Origin of the sequence: Pseudomonas sp. K8 (assembly GCF_014889455.1) — a bacterium.
Classification (GTDB): Bacteria; Pseudomonadota; Gammaproteobacteria; order Pseudomonadales; family Pseudomonadaceae; genus Aquipseudomonas; species Aquipseudomonas veronii.
This window is the reverse complement of sequence record NZ_VJWO01000008.1, coordinates 104,516-123,869: the sequence shown is the minus strand read 5'-3', so window position 1 is coordinate 123,869 and position 19,354 is coordinate 104,516. Positions and strand designations below refer to the sequence as shown.

At 61.0% G+C, this 19,354-nt stretch carries 18 protein-coding genes and 2 pseudogenes; 10 read left to right on the top strand and 10 right to left on the bottom strand.

The genetic code is table 11. The features are described from left to right. Window positions 1–26: 26 nt before the first annotated feature. Entirely contained in the window at window positions 27–1,106 is a 1,080-nt protein-coding gene (locus INT12_RS08505) for a patatin-like phospholipase family protein (RefSeq protein WP_193039667.1), read from the bottom strand. 159 nt (window positions 1,107–1,265) lie between these two features. Between INT12_RS08505 and INT12_RS08500 the strand changes: the two genes are divergently transcribed. Genes INT12_RS08500 through INT12_RS08485 form a run of 4 tightly spaced genes read left to right on the top strand, consistent with a single transcriptional unit; the run spans window position 1,266 to window position 3,857 of the window. Then, window positions 1,266–1,568 carry a PepSY domain-containing protein gene (locus INT12_RS08500; RefSeq protein ID WP_017847011.1) on the top strand — a complete coding sequence of 101 codons (303 nt, stop codon included), beginning with the start codon at window positions 1,266–1,268 and terminating at the stop codon, window positions 1,566–1,568. After that, window positions 1,568–1,879, top strand: coding sequence for a PepSY domain-containing protein (locus INT12_RS08495; protein WP_017847012.1), 312 nt, complete (start codon window positions 1,568–1,570; stop codon window positions 1,877–1,879). Before INT12_RS08500 ends, INT12_RS08495 begins: the two co-directional genes overlap by 1 nt. Beyond that, a complete protein-coding gene (locus tag INT12_RS08490) occupies window positions 1,879–2,547 on the top strand; it encodes a response regulator transcription factor (protein WP_193039668.1) in 669 nt (222 codons plus the stop codon). Before INT12_RS08495 ends, INT12_RS08490 begins: the two co-directional genes overlap by 1 nt. Next, window positions 2,544–3,857 carry a sensor histidine kinase gene (locus tag INT12_RS08485; RefSeq protein WP_193039669.1) on the top strand — a complete coding sequence of 438 codons (1,314 nt, stop codon included), beginning with the start codon at window positions 2,544–2,546 and terminating at the stop codon, window positions 3,855–3,857. Before INT12_RS08490 ends, INT12_RS08485 begins: the two co-directional genes overlap by 4 nt. Before the next feature lie 243 nt (window positions 3,858–4,100). Here the strand turns inward: INT12_RS08485 and INT12_RS31910 are convergent, their stop codons facing one another. Then, complete coding sequence (locus INT12_RS31910) at window positions 4,101–4,856, bottom strand: methyl-accepting chemotaxis protein (protein ID WP_376741854.1); 756 nt, start codon at window positions 4,854–4,856, stop codon at window positions 4,101–4,103. A gap of 102 nt (window positions 4,857–4,958) precedes the next feature. Further along, a pseudogene (locus INT12_RS31905) lies at window positions 4,959–5,105 on the bottom strand (HAMP domain-containing protein); the annotation flags it as partial. Between the two features lie 1,385 nt (window positions 5,106–6,490). On the opposite strand from INT12_RS31905, the gene INT12_RS08475 reads away from it, so the two are divergent. The 3 genes and pseudogenes from INT12_RS08475 (at window position 6,491) to INT12_RS31895 (ending at window position 9,562) form a co-directional block, all read left to right on the top strand. Next, window positions 6,491–7,810 carry a Na+/H+ antiporter family protein gene (locus INT12_RS08475; RefSeq protein WP_193041122.1) on the top strand — a complete coding sequence of 440 codons (1,320 nt, stop codon included), beginning with the start codon at window positions 6,491–6,493 and terminating at the stop codon, window positions 7,808–7,810. 72 nt (window positions 7,811–7,882) lie between these two features. Further along, window positions 7,883–8,704: pseudogene (locus tag INT12_RS31900) on the top strand (cache domain-containing protein); the annotation flags it as partial. A 36-nt stretch (window positions 8,705–8,740) separates the two neighbouring features. Then, window positions 8,741–9,562: a methyl-accepting chemotaxis protein gene (locus INT12_RS31895; protein ID WP_370737509.1), complete on the top strand. Its 822-nt coding sequence runs from the start codon at window positions 8,741–8,743 to the stop codon at window positions 9,560–9,562. A gap of 6 nt (window positions 9,563–9,568) precedes the next feature. Here the strand turns inward: INT12_RS31895 and yegQ are convergent, their stop codons facing one another. Next, on the bottom strand, window positions 9,569–10,891 hold the full coding sequence (yegQ, locus tag INT12_RS08465) for a tRNA 5-hydroxyuridine modification protein YegQ (protein ID WP_079443293.1): 1,323 nt from the start codon (window positions 10,889–10,891) through the stop codon (window positions 9,569–9,571). A 161-nt stretch (window positions 10,892–11,052) separates the two neighbouring features. On the opposite strand from yegQ, the gene INT12_RS08460 reads away from it, so the two are divergent. Then, window positions 11,053–12,120, top strand: a complete 1,068-nt coding sequence (locus tag INT12_RS08460) for an AI-2E family transporter (RefSeq protein ID WP_193058818.1) — start codon at window positions 11,053–11,055, stop codon at window positions 12,118–12,120. Window positions 12,121–12,123: 3 nt separating this feature from the next. Here the strand turns inward: INT12_RS08460 and INT12_RS08455 are convergent, their stop codons facing one another. From INT12_RS08455 to INT12_RS08445, 3 genes are all read right to left on the bottom strand, one after another. Then, window positions 12,124–12,297 (bottom strand): hypothetical protein, encoded by a 174-nt coding sequence (locus INT12_RS08455; protein ID WP_017847020.1) that lies wholly within the window; start codon window positions 12,295–12,297, stop codon window positions 12,124–12,126. 91 nt (window positions 12,298–12,388) lie between these two features. Continuing rightward, window positions 12,389–12,583, bottom strand: a complete 195-nt coding sequence (locus INT12_RS08450) for a hypothetical protein (RefSeq protein ID WP_017847021.1) — start codon at window positions 12,581–12,583, stop codon at window positions 12,389–12,391. 245 nt (window positions 12,584–12,828) lie between these two features. Next, complete coding sequence (locus INT12_RS08445) at window positions 12,829–13,182, bottom strand: hypothetical protein (protein WP_046384035.1); 354 nt, start codon at window positions 13,180–13,182, stop codon at window positions 12,829–12,831. Between the two features lie 155 nt (window positions 13,183–13,337). Between INT12_RS08445 and INT12_RS08440 the strand changes: the two genes are divergently transcribed. Then, on the top strand, window positions 13,338–14,156 hold the full coding sequence (locus tag INT12_RS08440) for a shikimate 5-dehydrogenase (RefSeq protein ID WP_046384034.1): 819 nt from the start codon (window positions 13,338–13,340) through the stop codon (window positions 14,154–14,156). A gap of 60 nt (window positions 14,157–14,216) precedes the next feature. Here the strand turns inward: INT12_RS08440 and INT12_RS08435 are convergent, their stop codons facing one another. Continuing rightward, the gene (locus tag INT12_RS08435; protein WP_017847024.1) at window positions 14,217–14,867 is read right to left on the bottom strand and encodes a YceH family protein; all 651 of its coding nucleotides are present in this window, start codon (window positions 14,865–14,867) and stop codon (window positions 14,217–14,219) included. 116 nt (window positions 14,868–14,983) lie between these two features. Here INT12_RS08435 and INT12_RS08430 point away from each other — a divergent pair, with 116 nt between their 5' ends. After that, complete coding sequence (locus INT12_RS08430; RefSeq protein ID WP_017847025.1) at window positions 14,984–15,493, top strand: DUF1993 family protein; 510 nt, start codon at window positions 14,984–14,986, stop codon at window positions 15,491–15,493. A gap of 61 nt (window positions 15,494–15,554) precedes the next feature. On the opposite strand, the gene INT12_RS08425 is transcribed toward INT12_RS08430, so the two are convergent. Continuing rightward, the gene (locus tag INT12_RS08425; protein WP_193040591.1) at window positions 15,555–17,537 is read right to left on the bottom strand and encodes a 3'-5' exonuclease; all 1,983 of its coding nucleotides are present in this window, start codon (window positions 17,535–17,537) and stop codon (window positions 15,555–15,557) included. Next, entirely contained in the window at window positions 17,534–19,267 is a 1,734-nt protein-coding gene (locus INT12_RS08420; RefSeq protein WP_193058817.1) for a DEAD/DEAH box helicase, read from the bottom strand. The genes INT12_RS08425 and INT12_RS08420 overlap by 4 nt, the downstream gene beginning before the upstream one ends. Window positions 19,268–19,354: the final 87 nt, after the last annotated feature.

Genomic DNA, 19,354 nt, shown 5'->3' with positions numbered 1-19,354 from the left:
CATCGCGCCTCGCGCATACCGCTGGGTCAAAGCGCCTGCAAGCGCTCGCCCAGGCCACCCTGGTCGGCCAGGTGCAGAAACTCATCGCCCAGGCGCCGGCTCTCGCTCATTGCGGTTTGCCAGTATTTGTTGCGAGTCGCGTCATCGCCCAGAAAGCGCTTGAAGTCGCTGCGGTCCGGCAGTTTGCCGTGGGGCAGGCGGGCCAGGTAGTCCTTCGACGGCGCCAGCAGCAACACGTCCTGCAAGCCTTGTTGATTACTGCGTCGCCACGGCAGGCCCTTGTCGAACCAGCCGGGGATGACGCGGTCGGTGAAGTGCGGGTACAGCACGATGTCATCGCCGTGGTAGGGCAGGTCGAGGTGGTAATCCAGCAGGCCGCCGTCGCGGTAGGTGCCGGCACCGGCGCCAGGCAGGTCGCGCACGCCTTGCATCACCAGGGGAATCGAGCCGGACGCCAGCAGCGCCTGGCGCAGGTTGCCCAGGTTCAGGTCGAGAAAGCGCGACGGAAAATCCCGCAGCGCATGCACCGGCGGCGCCTGGCGCGGGTCATGGATGATCAGCCGCTCGAAATGCCGCGACAGCCGCGCGCGGCCGCGCAGGTTGTCGGCAATCACCGACGACAGGCCCAGGCTCAGCCGCCCGCGGTGGTCATCGGCGAGCAGGCCGTGGCTCTTGACCACCATGATGTTCAGCCGATAGCCGGGGTTGTCCAGTACCCGCGCATCGCGCCCGGCCAGCAGGTCATCGAGCATGCGCCGGCAGCTCTGGCTGACCTCGGCCATGGTCACGCCTTTGGCGAAGCGTTGTTCGTTGTACAGGCGGCCGAGGTCGAGCAGGCCTTGCACCGGGTCGGGCAGGCAGGCGCTGGCAAACCGCCAGGAACCGATGGAGGCACCGATCAGCGCACGTTCGCGTGGCGCGCGGGGCAGCCACTCGCCGAACAGCGCCAGGTCCAGGCCCTGGATGCCCAAGGCCTTGGGCCCGCCTGCCGCACCGGGAAGGATACCGACATCGGCAGGCTTGAGGCCTTGCTCGCGAATGCGCGCAAAGGCGCGTTTGCCGGCCTTGAGGGTCAGGGCGGGAAACTTGATGTGGATGGCTGTCATACCGGTCTCTGTTGAAGCGAGCGGGGCAGTATAGAAAATCTCGCCGGGTGAAGGAAAACGCGGGTGACGCGAATTGCCATGGTGGCAATTCAGTTTCAGTTAAGTTGCCACGGATACGCTGGCGGGCGTAGGACAAATATCGTGAAACGGAGACTCAGCATGAAGCGTCTTACAATGCTGGTCGCCGCCGGGTTCATTGCCTCTTTGGCGGCACAGGCCCAGGCAGTCGACCCCGACAAGTCACTCCGCGGGCCCGGCACTGTTACTATTGTCGCCTTCGATCAGCTGGACGCCACGGCCCTGGCCTTGCATCCTGGTTCGACCCTGCTGGACACCGACCTGGACGAGGTCTACGGCAAGTACCTCTACGAGGTCGAACTGGAGGATGTCGACGGCATCGAATGGGAGGTTGAATTGGACGCGCTCACCGGGCATGTGCTCAAGAATCATCAGGATACGTAATGAAGGTATATCGACGCGCCGCTGGTTGGGCGGGGCTGGTGCTCCTGGCGTTTTGCTCAAGCCTGTCAGCCCGCGACCTCAACCAGGACGAAGCCTTGGCACTGCGCCAGCAGGGGGTGATCCTGCCGCTCGAGCAACTGTTGCAGCAGGCCATGGCGCGCCACCCCGGCTCGCGGCTGCTGGAGGCCGAGCTTGAGAAAAAGGACGAGCAATATGCCTATGAGGTGGAACTGGTGACGACCGACGGGGTGGTGCGCGAGATCAAACTCGACGCCACCAGCGGTGCGCTGATCAAAGACGAGGAAGACTGATGCGCCTGCTGTTGGTGGAAGACAACGTACCGCTGGCCGATGAACTGCTGGCCGGCCTGCAGCGCCAGGGCTATGCCGTCGATTGGCTGGCCGATGGGCGCGATGCCGCGTACCAGGGCCGCAGCGAACCCTATGACTTGATCATCCTCGACCTCGGCCTGCCCGGGTTGCCCGGGCTCGAGGTGTTGGCGCAATGGCGCGCGGCCGCGCTGGCCACTCCGGTGCTGATCCTCACCGCGCGCGATTCCTGGGCCGAGCGCATCGAAGGGCTCAAGGCCGGCGCCGACGATTACCTGAGCAAACCGTTTCACCCCGAAGAACTGCACCTGCGTGTCCAGGCGCTGTTGCGCCGTTCCCATGGACAGGCCAACCAGCCGACCTTGCAAGCGGCCGGCCTGCAGTTGGATGAAGGGCGCCAATGCGTGCTGCGCGACGGCGACGAAATCCAACTGACCGCCGCCGAGTTTCGCTTGCTGCGCTATTTCATGTTGCACCCGCAACAGATCCTGTCGAAAAGCCATCTGGCCGAGCATTTATATGACGGTGAGACCGAGCGCGATTCGAATGTGCTTGAAGTCCACGTCAACCACCTGCGCCGCAAATTGGGCCGCAGCGTGATCGAAACCCGGCGCGGCCAGGGTTACCGGTTCGGCGCCAGTTCTGCATGAAGTCGATCCAGCGGCACCTGAGCCTGGGGCTGATCAGCGTGATGGTGGTGGTCGGCGTGGTGCTGGCGCAAACCAGCCTGTGGTTGTTCGAAGCCGGTTTGCAGCGCTATTTGGAGGCCGGCCTGCGCAACGACAGCGAGAACCTGCTGGTGGCGCTGGTGCGCGGGCCGAATGGCGTGCAACTCGACGAGCAACGCCTGGCGCCGGCCTATCAGCGGCCGTTCTCGGGGCATTATTTCCGTATCGATTTCGCTGACACCCACTGGCGCTCCCGCTCGTTGTGGGACCAGGAGCTGCCACGCCTGCCCGCGGCCGGGCTCAAGGGCAATCTGCAACTGGGGCCGGAAGGCCAGCAACTGTTGGTACTGCGTTCGGACTACAAGCGCTTCGGCCAATTGATTTCCATCAGCGTGGCCCAGGACTACACGCCTGTGCGTGAAAGCTTTCGGCTGATGCGTCAGATCGGCCTGGTGCTGGGGGTGGCGGCCCTGTTGCTGGTGTTGATCCTGCAACGGGTCACGGTCCGTCGCGCCTTGCGCCCGCTGGAAGTTGCGCGCAACCAGATCGCCCAGCTGCAACAGGGCCAGCGCTCGCAACTCGACACCCAGGTGCCGCTGGAGCTGGAACCGCTGGTGGCGCAGATCAACCACCTGCTGGCCCACACTGAAGACAGCCTCAAGCGTTCACGCAATGCCCTGGGCAACCTCGGCCACGCGCTGAAAACCCCGCTGTCGGTGCTGTTGAGCGCGGCGTCGAGCGAAGCGCTCAAGGACCAGCCGCGCTTGCGCACGCTGCTGCGCGAACAGCTTGAACAGGTGCAACAGCGCCTCGACCGCGAACTCAACCGCGCACGCCTGGCCGGCGACACCCTGCCGGGCGCCTTGTTTGATTGCGCGAACGAACTGCCGGGCCTGCTGGCGACCCTGAACATGGTCCACGGCGACCACCTGGACTTGAGCCACCACGCCGTCCCTGGCCTGCAATTGCCCTGGGCCCGCGAAGACCTGCTGGAGCTGCTCGGCAACCTGCTGGACAACGCCTGCAAATGGGCGGATGCGCAGGTGCGCCTGAGCATCGGCGAGACGCCGCACAGTTACCTGTTGGTGGTGGAAGACGACGGCCCCGGCATTCCCGAAGCCCAACGCGACCGAGTGTTCAGCCGTGGTACGCGCCTGGACGAGCAGACCGACGGCCATGGCCTGGGCCTGGGGATCGTGCGCGATATCGTTGAGGTGTGGGGCGGGGTGTTGCAGTTGCAGGAAAGCCAACTGGGCGGGCTCAAGGTGCTGATCGAGCTGCCCAAACGCTGAGGTCGATCAAAAAGGGGGGGAGGGGCTTACCCCGGTGCAGACCGGAGACATCCTTTACGTTTGGAACCGGAGACATCGTTTACATGTATTAATCATGGCCAGGCGATGACCAGCCGATCAAAAGTGTGGGAGGGGGCTTGCCCGATAGCGGTGAATCAGTCGATGTAGCCTTTGACTGACCCACTGCAATCGGGGGCAAGCCCCCTCCCACATTGGATTTTCTTCAGCGTTGGTGTCGGTCACTCATACTTGGAAATGATCCATCAACCCCTGTTGCTGATTGGCCAGGTGGTTCAACGCCTGGCTGACGCGCGCCGATTCGTTGGCCTGTTCTGACAGCGACTCGGTGACATCGCGGATTGTCGCCACGTTGCTGTTGATCTCTTCGGCCACCGCGCTTTGCTCTTCGGCGGCACTGGCGATTTGCAGGTTCATGTCGCTGATCACTGTGACTGCGGCGCCGATCTGGCGCAGGGCGGTGACCGCCTCGCCGACTTGTTCGACGCTGCTCTGGGCCTGGCGATAGCTGTTGCCCATGGCGCCGACCACATCGGTGGTGCCGCTTTGCAGTTGCTCGATCACCAGGCGGGTTTCTTCCACCGACTCCTGGGTACGACGCGCCAGGTTGCGCACTTCGTCGGCGACCACGGCAAACCCACGGCCGGCCTCACCGGCCCGGGCCGCTTCGATGGCGGCGTTGAGGGCCAGCAGGTTGGTCTGCTCGGCGATGCCGCGAATCACTTCGAGCACCGAGCCGATCTGCGCACTGTTGGTCGCGAGGCCTTCAACCTGGGCCATGGCGGTGCTCATGTCCGCCGCCAGATGGCCGATGTTGGTGGTGGTGCGGTCGATCACCTGCAGGCCGTCACGGGTGGCCTGGTCGGCATCGCGTGCGGCGTGGGCGGCCTGGGCCGCACTGCGGGCGACGTCCTGGGCGGTGGCGCTCATTTCATGGGAGGCGGTGGCCACCTGGTCGACCTGGCGGTATTGCTGCTCCATGCCGGCGCTGGTTTCGCTGGCGATCGCGGCGGATTGGTCGGCGGTGCCGCGGGCGTCCTGCACCGAGCGTTTGACCTCAGCGATGATCGGCTGCAGTTTGTCGAGGAAGCGGTTGAACCAGCCGGCCAGTTGCCCCAACTCGTCCTGTTTGGCGTAGTCCAGGCGGCGGGTCAGGTCGCCTTCGCCGCTGGCGATGTCTTCGAGCATGTGCGCCACGCTCAGGATCGGCCGGGTCACGCTGCGCGCCATCAGCCACACCAGCCCCAGGCCGATCACGGCGGCGAGCAGGCCCAGGCTCAACTCGAGCAGGGTGCCGCGGGCGTTGTCGGCGTCCAGTTGCGCTTTGAGCGCTTCGGCCGGGCCCACCAGGATTTTTTCCGGCACATCCAGCAACACGCCCCACGGCTTGCCGCCGGGGATCGGCGTGAACGGTGCCAGGACCTTGAGTCGATGGTCGGCACGCAGGCTGCTGATCCGCGTACTGCCGGCCAGGGCGCTGAGCAATTGCGCGCCGCTGGCGGTGTCGACCTGGTCCAGGCGCTGGCTGAGCTTGCTCGCATCCGGGCTGTAGCCGGCCAGCAAGCCGGTGGCGCTGAGAATGCTGACCTGGGTCTGGCCGTCATACAGCGTGTGGCTCGCCTGCTGGCTCACCGCCTGCAGGCTGTTGAGGTTGATGTCCACCGACAGCGAGGCAATGACTTTGCCATTCACTATCAGCGGGAACACGAGGCTGGTCATCAGTACGTTTTGGCCGTCGATGACATAGAAGTACGGTTCGATCACACACGGTTTGAGGGTGGTGCGCGGGCAGGTGAACCAGGCGTTGGCCTTTTCTCCACTCGGGCCGATGCTGGTGTCGGACATGTCGCTTTCGGGCAGCGACATGGCGGTGAGTTTGCCGGGCGTCGGCTGTGACCAATAGAGGGCGAATCGGCCTTTGTCGTTGCTGCCCAGCTCTGGCTGGTTGACGAACAGCTCATCCTTGCCGTCCAGGGCATTGGCTTCGAACACCAGGGACAAGCCGAGCAGGTCGGGGTTGGCCTGCAAGGCGGCCTTGACCTGGCGGGTCAAGTCTTCACGGGTGTCGAAGGCGTCAAGGAAGCGCTTTTCCGCCTGTTCGCGCAGGAACAGCACCTGGCGGGAAAACCCGTGACCGTATTGATAGGCATCCATGAACTGCTGGCGGATGCCCAGCGCCTGCGCTTCGCCCTGGGCTTCGATACGCGCCCGGGCCGCTTCGTCGAGCATGTGCATGCTGGAGGCTTTGACCTGCTGCGAACTCTGTTCCATGCGATACAGCGACAGACCCACCAGCAGGGTCACGATCCCCAGCAGGCAGAGGCCGGCGAGCAGGGTGATTTTCCATTGAATGGACAGCTGTCTGAGGGACATCGCGGAGCATCCTTTACCTGAAAACATAGAGAGCCTTTATATCGGCGGCTGTGTTTTTTTCTTTATTCAAACGTTCAATTTAAATTTGCAGGCGACGCCGTTTTTTGACATGCGACCGCGCCTGCTGCAAAGTGCGCGCCCTCTAATAAGACCTCCTTCCAGCCTGCTCACCGGCAGTCATCCTCCATGGCCGCGCGGGTGCGGGCATGCCTGTATTTTGTTTTTTGCTTGAGGTAACCATGATTAACGCAGTCATCGCCGCGGTCGGCACCATGCTGGTGCTCAGCCTGTCCCGCGTGCATGTGGTCATCGCCATCATCGTCGGCGCCCTGGTGGGCGGGCTGACCGGTGGCCTGGGCATCGACGCCACGCTCCAGGCCTTCAACGGTGGGCTGGGTGGTGGCGCGACAGTGGCTTTGTCCTACGCATTGCTCGGCGCTTTCGCGGTGGCGATTGCCAAGTCCGGCCTGGCCCATGCCCTGGCGGACAAGGTGTTGCTGCTGGTCGATCGCCAGGAAGCCAGCGGCGGCAGCCATGTCAAATGGCTACTGATCGGCCTGCTGTGGGTGGTGGCGATTGCCTCGCAAAACATCCTGCCGATTCATATCGCGTTTATCCCGCTGCTGGTGCCGCCGTTGCTGTATGTGCTGACCAAACTGCAACTGGACCGTCGCCTGATCGCCTGCGTGATGACCTTCGGTTTGATCACGCCCTACATGTTCCTGCCGGTGGGCTTCGGCAACATCTTTCTCAACCAGATCCTGCTGGCCAACGTGGCCAAGAGCGGCGTGGATATCAGCCAGGTCAATGTGACCCACGCCATGGGCCTGCCGGCGCTGGGCATGGTGGTCGGCCTGCTGGTGGCGGTGTTTGTCAGCTACCGTAAAAAGCGCGTGTACGACCTGGAGAAAATCGAGCGGGTCGAACAGGTCGCGGTGCAATACAACCCACTGACCCTGCTGGTGGCCGGCCTGGCGATCGCCTCGGCGTTCATCATTCAGTTGTGGTTGGACTCGATGATCATCGGCGCCCTGGCCGGGTTTTTGATTTTCTCGGTATCGGGCATTGTGCGCTGGCGTGAGACCGACGACCTGTTCACCGAAGGCATGAAGATGATGGCGATGATCGGCTTCATCATGATCGCCGCTTCAGGCTTCGCCGAAGTGCTCAAGGCCACCGGAGACGTGCGCTCGCTGGTGGAAACGTCGGCGGCGCTCATCGGCCATAGCCGTGGGATCGGGGCGTTGCTGATGTTGCTGGTGGGGCTGCTGGTGACCATGGGCATCGGTTCGTCGTTTTCCACGGTGCCGATCCTGGCCGCGATTTTCGTGCCGCTGTGTGTGCAACTGGGCTTCAGCCCGCTGGCGATTGTGTGCATCGTCGGCACGGCCGGCGCCTTGGGCGATGCCGGTTCGCCAGCGTCGGACTCGACCCTGGGCCCGACGTCCGGCCTGAATATCGACGGCCAGCACCACCACATCTGGGACACCGTGGTGCCGACATTCCTGCATTACAACATCCCGCTGCTGGTGTTTGGCTGGGTGGCGGCGATGACGCTCTGACGAGGTCGTCCTACAGAATCCGCGCAACTGGCCGTTAACCTCTCAAGCCGCCACTAATAAGAGAGAAAAGCCATGCGTCTGAGCCTGAAGGTCAAAGTCCTGTGCCTGGCCATCGTGCCGGTGCTGTTGTTTGCATTGGTGATCAGCCTGACCACGGTGTGGATCCTCAAGGGGCAAGCGCGCAACGAGGTGGATGAGACCCGCCAGCACCTGCTCGACGCCGCCAAGGCCACTCTGCAGAGTTATGTGGAAGTGGCCATGACCACTATCAAGCCGCTCTACGACGCCGCCGCCCCGGGCGATACGGCGGCGCGTGCCGAGGTGGTCAAGCTGCTGTCCAATACCAGCTACGGCAAGGATGGCTACTTCTTCGGCTACGACTCCGAAACCATCCGCCTGTTCAAGGGCAACAGCCCGGACGGCGTGGGCAAGAGCTTCAAGGACAACCGCGACCCGAATGGCGTCTACGTCAACCGCGACCTGGTCAAGGTCGGCAAGGACGGCACCCACTACCTGCAATACAGCTCGACCCAGCCCGGCCAGACCGAACTGGTGCCCAAGCTCGGCTACACCGAGTACCTGCCCAAGTGGGACATGGTCATCGGCACCTCGGTCAACCTGGATGGCATCGATGCCCAGGTGGCGGTGGTCGAGGCCAAGGTCAAGAAACGCATGGAGGGCGTATTGCTGAGTATCTTCGGTGTGGCCGTGCTGGTGCTGCTGGTGATTGCGGCGGCGGGCATGGTCCTGGCCAATACCATCCTGCGTCCGCTGCACCTGATGAAAGCCAACCTCGACGATATCGCTGCCGGTGAGGGCGACCTGACGCGGCGCCTGGCTATCACCAGCCAGGATGAGCTGGGCGATCTGGCCGGGGCCTTCAACCGGTTTGTCGAAAAGATCCACGGTTTGGTGCGCCAGATCACCGAAATGACCGCGCAACTCACCGGGCTGGTGGGCCAGGTGTCCGACCAGGCGCAGCGTTCGGAGCAGGCCATGGAGCGTCAGCGTCACGAGACCGACCAGGTGGCCACCGCGATCAATCAAATGTCTTCCGCCGCCCAGGAAGTGGCGCGCAGTGCCCAAGGCGCTTCCGTGGCTGCGCAACAGACCGACGCCGAGGGCCAGGCCGCCAAGCGCGTGGTGGACGGCAGCATCGCGCAGATCCATGCGTTGGTGAACGATATCCGCAGCAGCGGCGTGTCCCTCGACAGCTTGCAGCAGGATGTGTCGTCGATTGTCAGCGTGCTCGGCGTGATCCGCTCGATTGCCGAGCAGACCAACCTGTTGGCCCTTAACGCCGCGATCGAAGCGGCGCGGGCGGGGGAGGCCGGTCGCGGCTTTGCCGTGGTCGCCGACGAAGTGCGCGCCCTGGCCAGTCGTACCCAGACCAGCACCCAGGAAATCCAGGGCATGATCGACCGCCTGCAAAAAGGCACCGTCGCCGCCGTGGAGGCCATGCGCCGCTCCAGCGATGCCGGGGACGGCACCTCGGCCCAAGCCAACGAAGCCGGGGCGTCGCTGGACACCATGGCGCAGTTGATCGGCACCATCAACTCGATGAACGCGCAAATTGCCAGCGCCGCCGAAGAACAGACCGCGGTCGCCGAAGAGATCAACCGCAGCGTGCATCAGATTGCCGTGGCGGTGGACAGCGTGGCCGATGAAACCCAGTTGGGCGCCCAGACGTCGCGCAGCCTGGCCGACCTCGGCCAGCGCTTGGGCCAACTGGTGGCCCAGTTCAGGATCTGAGCGGGGTTACTCGACGTCGCGCATCAACAGGCCGAAACGCAGATCCATCTGCGCCGGCAAGGGCACATACACCGTGTGCCCATCCCCCGGCGCCACCTCGATGGCTTCGCCCTTGGCGTTGTGCAGGGTGGCCAGGTCGAAGTGAAAGTTGCCGGCGGGGGTCATCAGTTCCAGGTGATTGCCCACCGCAAAGCGGTTCTTCACCTTGACCTCCGCCAGCTCGCCCCGGCGCTCGCCGGTCAATTCGCCGACGAACTGCTGACGTTCCGACACCGAACTGCCGTTCTGGTAGTTCTGGTACTCGTCGTGTACATGGCGACGCAGGAAACCTTCGGTGTAGCCGCGTTGGGCCAGTGACTCCAGGTTGGTCATCAGGTTGCGGTCAAATTCGCGACCGGCCACGGCGTCATCGATGGCCTGGCGATACACCTGGGTGGTGCGCGCGCAGTAGAAGTGGGACTTGGTGCGGCCTTCGATCTTCAACGAATGCACACCCATGCGGGTCAGGCGCTCCACATGCTGCACCGCGCGCAGGTCCTTGGCGTTCATGATGTAGGTGCCGTGCTCGTCTTCGAAAGCGGGCATCTGTTCATCCGGGCGGTTGGCCTCCTGCAACAGGAACACCTGATCGGTCGGCGCGCCAATGCCCAGTGTGGGTTCCGGTTGATATTCCTGGACGATATCGCCGGTGACGTTTTCCACCGCTGGCGTGGCCTGGTATTTCCAGCGGCAGGCGTTGGTGCAGGTGCCTTGGTTGGCGTCGCGCTTGTTCATATAGCCGGAGAGCAGGCAGCGCCCGGAATAGGCCATGCACAACGCGCCGTGGACAAACACTTCCAGCTCCATGGCCGGCACTTGCTCGCGGATTTCGCCGATCTCTTCCAAGGACAATTCCCGCGACAGGATCACCCGGCAGATGCCCTGCTGTTGCCAGAATTCCACACTGGCCCAGTTCACGGTATTGGCCTGCACCGACAAGTGGATGGGCATCATCGGGAAGTGGCGACGCACCAGCATGATCAGCCCGGGGTCGGACATGATCAACGCATCCGGGCCCATGGCGATCACCGGGGCCAGGTCCTTGAGGAAGGTCTTCAGCTTGGCGTTGTGCGGCGCGATGTTGACCACCACGTAGAAACGCTTGCCCAGTGCATGGGCTTCCTCGATGCCCAGGGCCAGGTTGGCGTGGTCGAATTCGTTGTTGCGCACGCGCAGGCTGTAGCGCGGCTGGCCGGCGTATACCGCATCGGCGCCGTAGGCGAAGGCGTAGCGCATGTTTTTCAGGGTGCCGGCGGGGGCGAGCAGTTCGGGTGCAAGGACGAGAGACATGGGGAGTGGGGCCCAAAAGGCCGCGAGCGTAGCCGAACGCGTGCAGGGATTTATTGATCCAGGTCTACGCTTGCTGCAACAAAAAAGGCACTCCCGGGATTTGCGACGGACTAAGCACTTGGACGCAAGCGCGCGCCCGGCTTTTTTGACCTGGATCGGACATGAATCAAACCAACCTGCAATTCAAGACTCTGCTGTTACTGCTGGCCCTGGTGACCGTTGCCTTTATCTGGATATTGCTGCCGTTTTACGGCGCGGTGTTCTGGGCGGTCATCCTGGGCATCATCTTTGCCCCGATGCAGCGGCGCCTGCAGGTGAAATCAGGCTGGAACCGCAACCTGACCTCCCTGGCCACCCTGACGGTGTGCCTGGTGATTGCGATTCTGCCGGTGATCATCATCAGCGCCTTGCTGGTGCAGGAGGGGGCCACGCTGTATAAAAATGTCGAAAGCGGCAAGCTGGACGTGGCCGGGTATATCGAACAGTTCAAGAACTTCCTGCCACCTTATTTTCAGCACCTTCTGGACCGCTTCGGCATGGGCAACCTGGAAAGTCTGCGCGAGAAAATCGTCAAGAGTGCGATGCAGGGCAGCCAGTTCTTCGCCAGTCAGGCGTTCAGCTTTGGCCAGGGCACGTTCGATTTCCTGGTGAGTTTTTTCATCATGCTGTATCTGCTGTTTTTCCTGCTGCGTGACGGCCCGGAGCTGGTGCGAAAAGTCCGCACGGCGGTGCCGCTGGCCGAGCCGCAAAAGCGCCGCCTGCAACTCAAGTTCAACCGCGTGGTGCGCGCCACGGTCAAGGGCAACGTGTTGGTTGCCGTGACCCAAGGGGCGTTGGGCGGTTTGATCTTCTGGTTTCTGGACATTCCCAGCGCGTTGCTCTGGGCGGTGCTGATGGCGTTTTTGTCGCTGCTGCCGGCGGTGGGCGCGGGGATCGTGTGGGGGCCGGTGGCGGCGTACTTCCTGTTGAGCGGGGCGATCTGGCAAGGCGTGGTGCTGAGCCTGTTCGGTGTGTTCGTCATCGGCCTGGTGGATAACGTGCTGCGCCCGATTCTGGTGGGCAAGGACACCAAGATGCCGGACTACCTGATTCTGATCTCGACCCTGGGCGGCTTGTCGGTGTTCGGCCTCAACGGCTTTGTGATCGGGCCGCTGGTGGCGGCGTTGTTCATGTCCAGCTGGGCGTTGTTTGTCGAAAGCAAGCCGCGGCTCAAGTTGCCGTTGCCCTAGGCATCAGGCGCGCAGCCTGAAGGTTGCCGCTTGTTGCTCGGCAGCCGATAACGAGGTGAGCGGGCCGCTGACGGGTTCGCCATCGTGCATCAGGTACCAGCAGGCGAGTACACCCAGCTTGCGCAGGGGGGCAGGAACGGCGCTGCCGATGACGGACATGATCTGAATAGTGGGCATATGGACCTCCAATCGCTATGAGGGTCACCTTACGGGGTGCCAGCGTCGAGGAAAAATCACCCGGCTTGATAGTCGACATCAACGCCAGGCGTCACTCCACCACTTGATCGAGCATGTGTACCACTTCTTGCTCATTGAGCAGGCCTTTGCGCACCAGGCTTTCGGTCAGCAGCGCGAGGAATTTTGCGCTGCGGTGGCCTTCCAGGTGCTTGAGTTCGGTCAGTGCGCTGTAGACCTTGCTGGACGTACAGAGTCCGGCTACGTGGTGTGGGTTTTGCGTGGGCATGGTCAGCCGTCCTTGTTGTTATCGGGTTCAGAGGTGGGATAGTGAAAGTGAGTCGTGACACAAACATGACAGCGCGAGACCCGGTCGGGCAAGTAGACTTTCGGCTTCGATGATGTGGGATTACGACTCGGCCATTGTCCTTATAACGACCTTGGTACGATCAATCCGCACGATGTGCAATAAAACGCCATGCAAAAAAAGGCCCCGCGGGTGGGCGAGGCCGGTTCAGGCAGATCGGTTCAAGCTTACCAACCGCGGCCATAGTAGCCGTGGGGGTGGCCGTAATAGCCACGCGGTGGCCCGTAATACACCGGCGCCGGGCGGTAATAGACTTCTTGTTGCACATACACCGGCGGCGGTGGTGCGTAGTACACAGGCGGCGGTGCGGCGTAAACCGGTTGTGGTTGCACATACACCGGCTGCTGCACATAGACTTCACGGGGTTGGCTGGCAACCACGGAGCCTACGACGGCGGCGCCGACTAACGCACCCAAGACGGCCGGACCACCCCATCCACCACCGTGGGCGGAGGCTTGGCCTGCCATAGCGAGTGCACCGATAAGCAAGGCGATCTTGGGGATTTTACGAATCATGGTCATTCCTCGGTTAGCCCCTGCGCTTGTGGCCTGCAATCAATTGGCTCAAGTAATGTCGCGGGATACTTTTAAGACAACGTATTTCTGAAAAACAGCACGGCCGATTGGTAAAGGTTGTGTAAGGTCTGTACCGATTTGCTTACTTCAAGGAGTTACCCATGCAGATGCACCCCAACAAGGATACCCAACTGTGCATGTCACTGTCGGCGCGTCCCGGGAATTTCGGCCTGCGATTTCATAACCATTTGTATGAACAACTGGGTCTGAATTTCTACTATAAAGCCTTCAGCAGCCAGGATTTAGCCGGCGCGATCGGCGGTATCCGGGCGTTGGGGATTCGCGGTTGCGGGGTGTCGATGCCGTTCAAGGAGGCCAGTATTGCCCTGGTGGACGAACTGGACAGTTCGGTCAAAGCCATCGCGTCCCTGAACACCATCGTCAACACGGCCGGCCATCTCAAGGCCTACAACACCGACTACATCGCCATCGCGCAACTGTTGAAAAAGCATGCAGTGCCGACAGATTCGACCTTTGCCCTGCGCGGCAGCGGCGGCATGGCCAAAGCCGTGGCCAGTGCCCTGCGCGACGGCGGGTATGCCAATGGCGTGATCGTGGCGCGTAACGAAGCGGCGGGCAGGGCGCTGGCGCAGAGCCTGGGTTATCAATGGCAGGCGCAATTGGGCGATCTGCGCCCGCAGATGTTGATCAACGTCACGCCGATCGGCATGACCGGCGGGGCCGAGGCCGATCAGTTGGCTTTCGAGGCTGACGCGGTGGACCAGGCGCAGACTGTGTTCGATGTGGTGGCGATCCCGGCGGAAACACCGTTGATCGTGCGCGCACGTGCCCAAGGCAAGCGCGTGATCACCGGGCTGGAAGTGATCGCGATCCAGGCGCTGGAGCAGTTTGTGTTGTACACCGGGGTGCGGCCGACCCAGGAGCAGTTCGAAAGCGCCGTCGCGTTTGCGCGAGGCTGAACAGCGCGGCCAATCAACTGTAGGAGCAGGCAAGCCGGCTCCTACAGGGGGTTGAGCGTGTCAGGCCTGTTCCAGCTGTGCCAGCCGTTCTTCGAGCGCGGCAATCCGCGCTTCCAGCTCTTCGATGCGCTCGACTGAGACCCCGCCGGCCCCGCGTTCCACCGGGTTGCCGCGCGCCGCGATAATCGCCTCGATATCCGCCGGGTCGCCCAGCGCGTGGGTATAGCGATCCTCGCGTTGCCCCGCCTGGCGCGGCACCAGCACGGCCAGCCCCCGCGCAATCAGACGTTCCAACTGGTGTACGACCTGGTCGGCGTCTTCGAAGTCATGCATGCGCCCGCTGCGGGTCAGCAGTTCGTTGACCGTCTGCGGCCCACGCAGAAACAGCAGCCCGGTCAGGATCACCTGGGCCGGCACCAATTCCAGCGCCTTGTCGACCCGGTGTTCCCAGCGGTCGGCGCGGCTGCCCATGACCAGGCGGGTGAAACCCTGGCCTTCCAGCACGCGCAGGCTTTGGCCGACCTGGCCTTGACTGAGGTTCATCACCGGCTCGCGGCTGGTCTTCTGGTTGCACGCCAGCACCAGCGCGTTGAGGGTCAGGGGGTAGGTTTCCGGGTTGGTCGCCTGTTTTTCGATCAGGCAGCCCAGGATGCGGATTTCCGTGCTGTTCAGGCGCGGCTCAGGGGTGTCGGTATCGTGCTCAGCGGTCATCGCGCTTTCCCTATGCAGTGAACGCACTAGCCTAATCCTGAAAAAATAAAAGACAAGCGGCCGGCATGGCTATAATCGCTGCTGGTTCCAACCCAGCCCTTACCGATGAGACTGTCATGACTATTTCCCTGTACGCCGCTTCCGTCCCAGTCTTCAAGCAAATGCTCACCGCCCTGAGCGGTGTGCTGGACAAAGCCGAAGCCCACGCCACCGCGAAGAACATCGAACCCAACGCCTTGCTGCAAGCGCGCCTGTTCCCGGACATGTTCCAACTGGTGCGCCAGGTGCAGATCGCCGTCGACTTCGCCAAGGGCGTTTCCGCGCGCCTGGCCGAGATCGAAGTGCCGAAATATGAAGACAACGAAGTGACCTTCGCCGACCTGCAAGCGCTGATCGCCAAGGTCTTGGCGTTTATGGACAGCATCAAGCCCGAGCAAATCGACGGCAAAGAAGGCATCGAGATCATCACTCGCCCAGGCACGCCGAAAGAGAAGCGCTTCAGCGGCCAGTCCTACCTGCTGACCTACGGCCTGCCGCAGTTCTTCTTCCACGTCACCACCGCCTACGCGCTGTTGCGTCACAACGGTGTGGAAGTGGGCAAGCGTGATTACATGGGCGCTTTCTAAGCGCTTGAGCCTCCAGGGTCATTGTTTAAACAATGACCCTGGGTGTTTTGAGGGTGATATCTCATGTGTGTTCAAACAGCCCGGCGATTTTCTCCGGAAGCGGTGTTGACGAGATCAGCACCAGGCGTTGGCCTGCGCGAGTCATTGCCATGTAGAGCTTGCGAGCGTTTTGCTCAAGCTCGCTTTCGGTAACGCTGTGGCTTTGCACAGTGTTTCGCAGCAGCTTTTCCAGCCCGACCAGAAACACGGCATTAGCTTCCAGTCCGGTCGCGCTTTCTACCGTGGCGATCCGCAGACTTTCATCATGACCGGGCGCCGCGCGCTTATCGTTCATGTCCCAGATTCGGTCTACACCAAAACGCGTCTTCAGCGTTTTAACCAATAGCGCCTTGTCGATCCCTTTGCCGTACAGCAACAACATACCCGACAAAGACCATTCAGCGCTTTTCTGGTGAGCAGCAATTTCATTGCAGGTCTGTGCGATCGCATCCTGTGGGGAGTGCGACAAAACAAACAGCGGCGGCGTGCCCGTTGCCATTCCTTCGAAGTCCGGTTGCAGATAATCGTCCGGATCGGTTTGGGTGATTCCTGCCAGCATCTGATTGGCCGCGCTCAGGATTGCCTGGGTTGTGCGATACGATTTGCGCAGTTTTTTAGTCTTACCTGCCACATCAAGGCCGACGCGTTTCCAACTGAGGCGACTTTTCAGAAAGCCCTGATTCGGATCGGCACATAGAAACAACGTCCCCTCGGTTTTTTCCAGAGTGAGTTTGATCAATTGGAACCAAGAAGGTGCGAAGAACTGGGCCTCGTCCACCAGAATGTGCTGATAGACGTCTAGCGTGTCGTGGCAATTGGCCAGGCATAGATCACGGGACAGGGAGCTCCACAAGCGCAGGCCGGATTGTTTCAGCAGAGCGGTGGTTACGCGCTCGTAAAGTGCCCAGACCTGCTGTCGTTCCTCTTTTCGCAACGCAAAGCCCTGGCCAGCGCGTTCGACCTTGAAGTAATCAACCTCGTTGATGATCACTGTGTCGTTTATAAAATTGAATTCGTCGAGCAGTTGCTCGTTACCCGGCTTCAGGTCAGGGTATTCTATGTTCCGAAAGTGCTGGATAAGATCCAGGGTTTCTTTGTTGTAGCTGGGCATTTTCGGGGTTTCTTTGAACAGCGTCCTCCATTGCTTTGAGATCCAGCTCAGCGCTGTGATGATGGTGAGGTTGGCCGGTATTTCCCCATATACGCGTTGCAGGCGGTGCTTGAGATCTTTCACTACTGGGACGTTGTGGATCAGCATAAGCACCCGTTGGTCAGGAAACTTCCTGGCCAGGATAAGGGCGCGGTTGGCAGCGATGAGCGTTTTGCCACTGCCCGCTACACCATTGACCAGCCTTACAGAAAAGTCACCTGCCATTTCTGTCTGCTCATCCGGTAGCTCCAGATCAAGCTTGCTGGCCCACTCCTGCTGAACGTCCAGAAAGTAGCGTTGCGTCCGGGCACTATTGTCGCGGACGAACTGACGGCGCGTAGTACGGATTCCGGCTATTTCCGCCTCTGGGAAGTAATGGCCCATGATGGTCTGTCTGGCGTCCGTAGATAGGCCTTTAAGCAGTTTGGGCAGTTGCTCCGCGCCGGAGTCAATGAATGTCTTCTTTGACATCAACCATATGCCACGGCCTTCGCAATGCCTCGACCACAAAGCTTTACACTGATCCGAGTCGCAGCCCCACATCACTACCAGCTTGCGCATGGCAGGGATATCCGTCAGTGACTCGAATGTCGACAGCTTCTCCAACATCTGGCTGAATGCTGTTTGCTCTGCGGTTATAAACAACTGACTCGGATCTAGCGTGTCGAACTGCAGCTCGCATACCATCAGCGCCAGCCACTCAAGCTCATCGCGTTGCAGGAAGAAGTCTGGCGACCAGATGCCCTGCGTAATGCATTGGCGTACGACGTAATCACCCTCAAGCTTCTTGAGTACGCGCTTGCATTGCAATCGTGAGCCACTGCTGCGCTGCCATTCAGGTATGAACAGGGTCATCGCGCAAACTCGACTTTATGGCATTGGCTGATCAACTGGCGGTATTGCTCGGCCCAGACCTGTACGACATCGTTGGAGCAGGCAATCCCGCGAGTCAGTTCCGGGCCGATGATTATCAACTTGGTCATCGCACGAGTGATGGAAACGTTCAGGCGTTCGGGCTGGAAGAAAAACTCCCCTATTGCGCTGATAAAGGCCTCGTCGCCACTGGCCAGCGACAGAATGACCAACTCGCGCTCCTGACCTTGCATGCGCTCGACGGTATCGGCCACGACTGTATTGGCGGCATCACGACCGAACTGTTTCGCGAGTGCCTGGCGGATCGCGCGACCTTGAGCACGATAGGGTGTGACAATACCGATTTCGTGCAGTGGTAGTCCCAGTTCGTGCGCTTCTTTGCACAACTGGACGACGTACTTTGCGTCCGTCGGGTTTCGGTTCCTGGCCTTTACGTCTTGCGTAGCGATGAAAACTGCACAGGCTTGCGGATTGAGCGCTTCGCTGACGGCCTTCTGATGACCGACCATCAGCCGTCGGTTTTTGTTATGCCCCGCAGACTGTAATTGTCCGCTGTAGTACATCTGACTGGGCCACTCTGTCAGCCAGCGATTCATTCGGTAGGTTTCTTCCAGCATCACCGTGTGATCGGCGTCTTGGGCTGTCAGGCGCGCGAACACCGACATGGACTCCTTGGACAGAATCGAGCATGAAAGCAGCACAGGAGGTAGTTGTTTTTGGTCACCGATGAAAATGAATCGTTTGCCCTTGCGCATTGCCATCAAGGCGAGAGGCAGGGTGATCTGGCTGGCTTCGTCGAAGATGATGGTGTCGAAACTGTAATTGGCCAATGAGCTGCAAGTCGCAAAGGGTGTTGCGCCAATCACATAGCCTTGGCCTGCGTCAGGCATATGCTCCCAATTGGCTGGTTCGGCTTCCCAATCCACGCTCTTGTCGAGGTCTTCCCGGCGGCCGCCAACCTTGAGGGTCGGCACATTGCGCGCAGCGATCTTACTAAGGGCGTTGTTGATTGCCATATGCGTATGTGAAGTGATGAGCACGTGTTCGCCGCGTGCTACCAGCAGTTGAGCGATCAGGGCCAGCGCTCGGGTCTTTCCGGTACCCGGTGGGCCTTGAATGCAGGCAATCTGTTCCGCGCCCAAGGCAAGGCCCACGGCATACGCCTGTTTCTCGTTACAACCTTCTTCGAGCGCAGTTTGCTCGCCGTATTCAACGTCAGCGTCATTGAAGCTAATGTCCGGCGTATTGCCGAGCAGTGGCAAAATTGCGTTGTTGCCCAGTGAGTCATTTTCTATGTCTTGTAGGGCTTGAATGTACCTAGGGGTCAGATCAATGCCATCCGGGTCGGCGTAGCAGTGACCTTCCTGATAGTCATCCCAGACAAACATTGCCTGATCTGAGCTGAGCAGCCAGCGGTCATCCTCTTCCTTTGCGAACTTCATGCCCTGACACAATACTTGCCCCCGGGCATCGCCAAGGTGCAACCGCAGCAGGTCACCTGTGCGAAAGCGCGATTCGTTGTCGTCTAGGTGGGCCCACAGTTGTTTGGGATTTTCGCTGCGTTCAAGGCGAATAAAGCCCTGTGTCCACCCTTGCAACAGCTTGTCCTGCAAGGCACGTTCCCATATATCACCCAGTTTTTGCAGGTTGGCAGCCTGCTCTGCGTAAACGAATTCGTACAGTTTTTGAATCAGTGGATGCTGTCCAGGCATGGCGGTGAACAATCCTTATCGACCGAGGCTCATGCTGGCAGTGTTACATAATGTTTGTAGTGCGTGCGAGCCAGGGATTGCTCATCT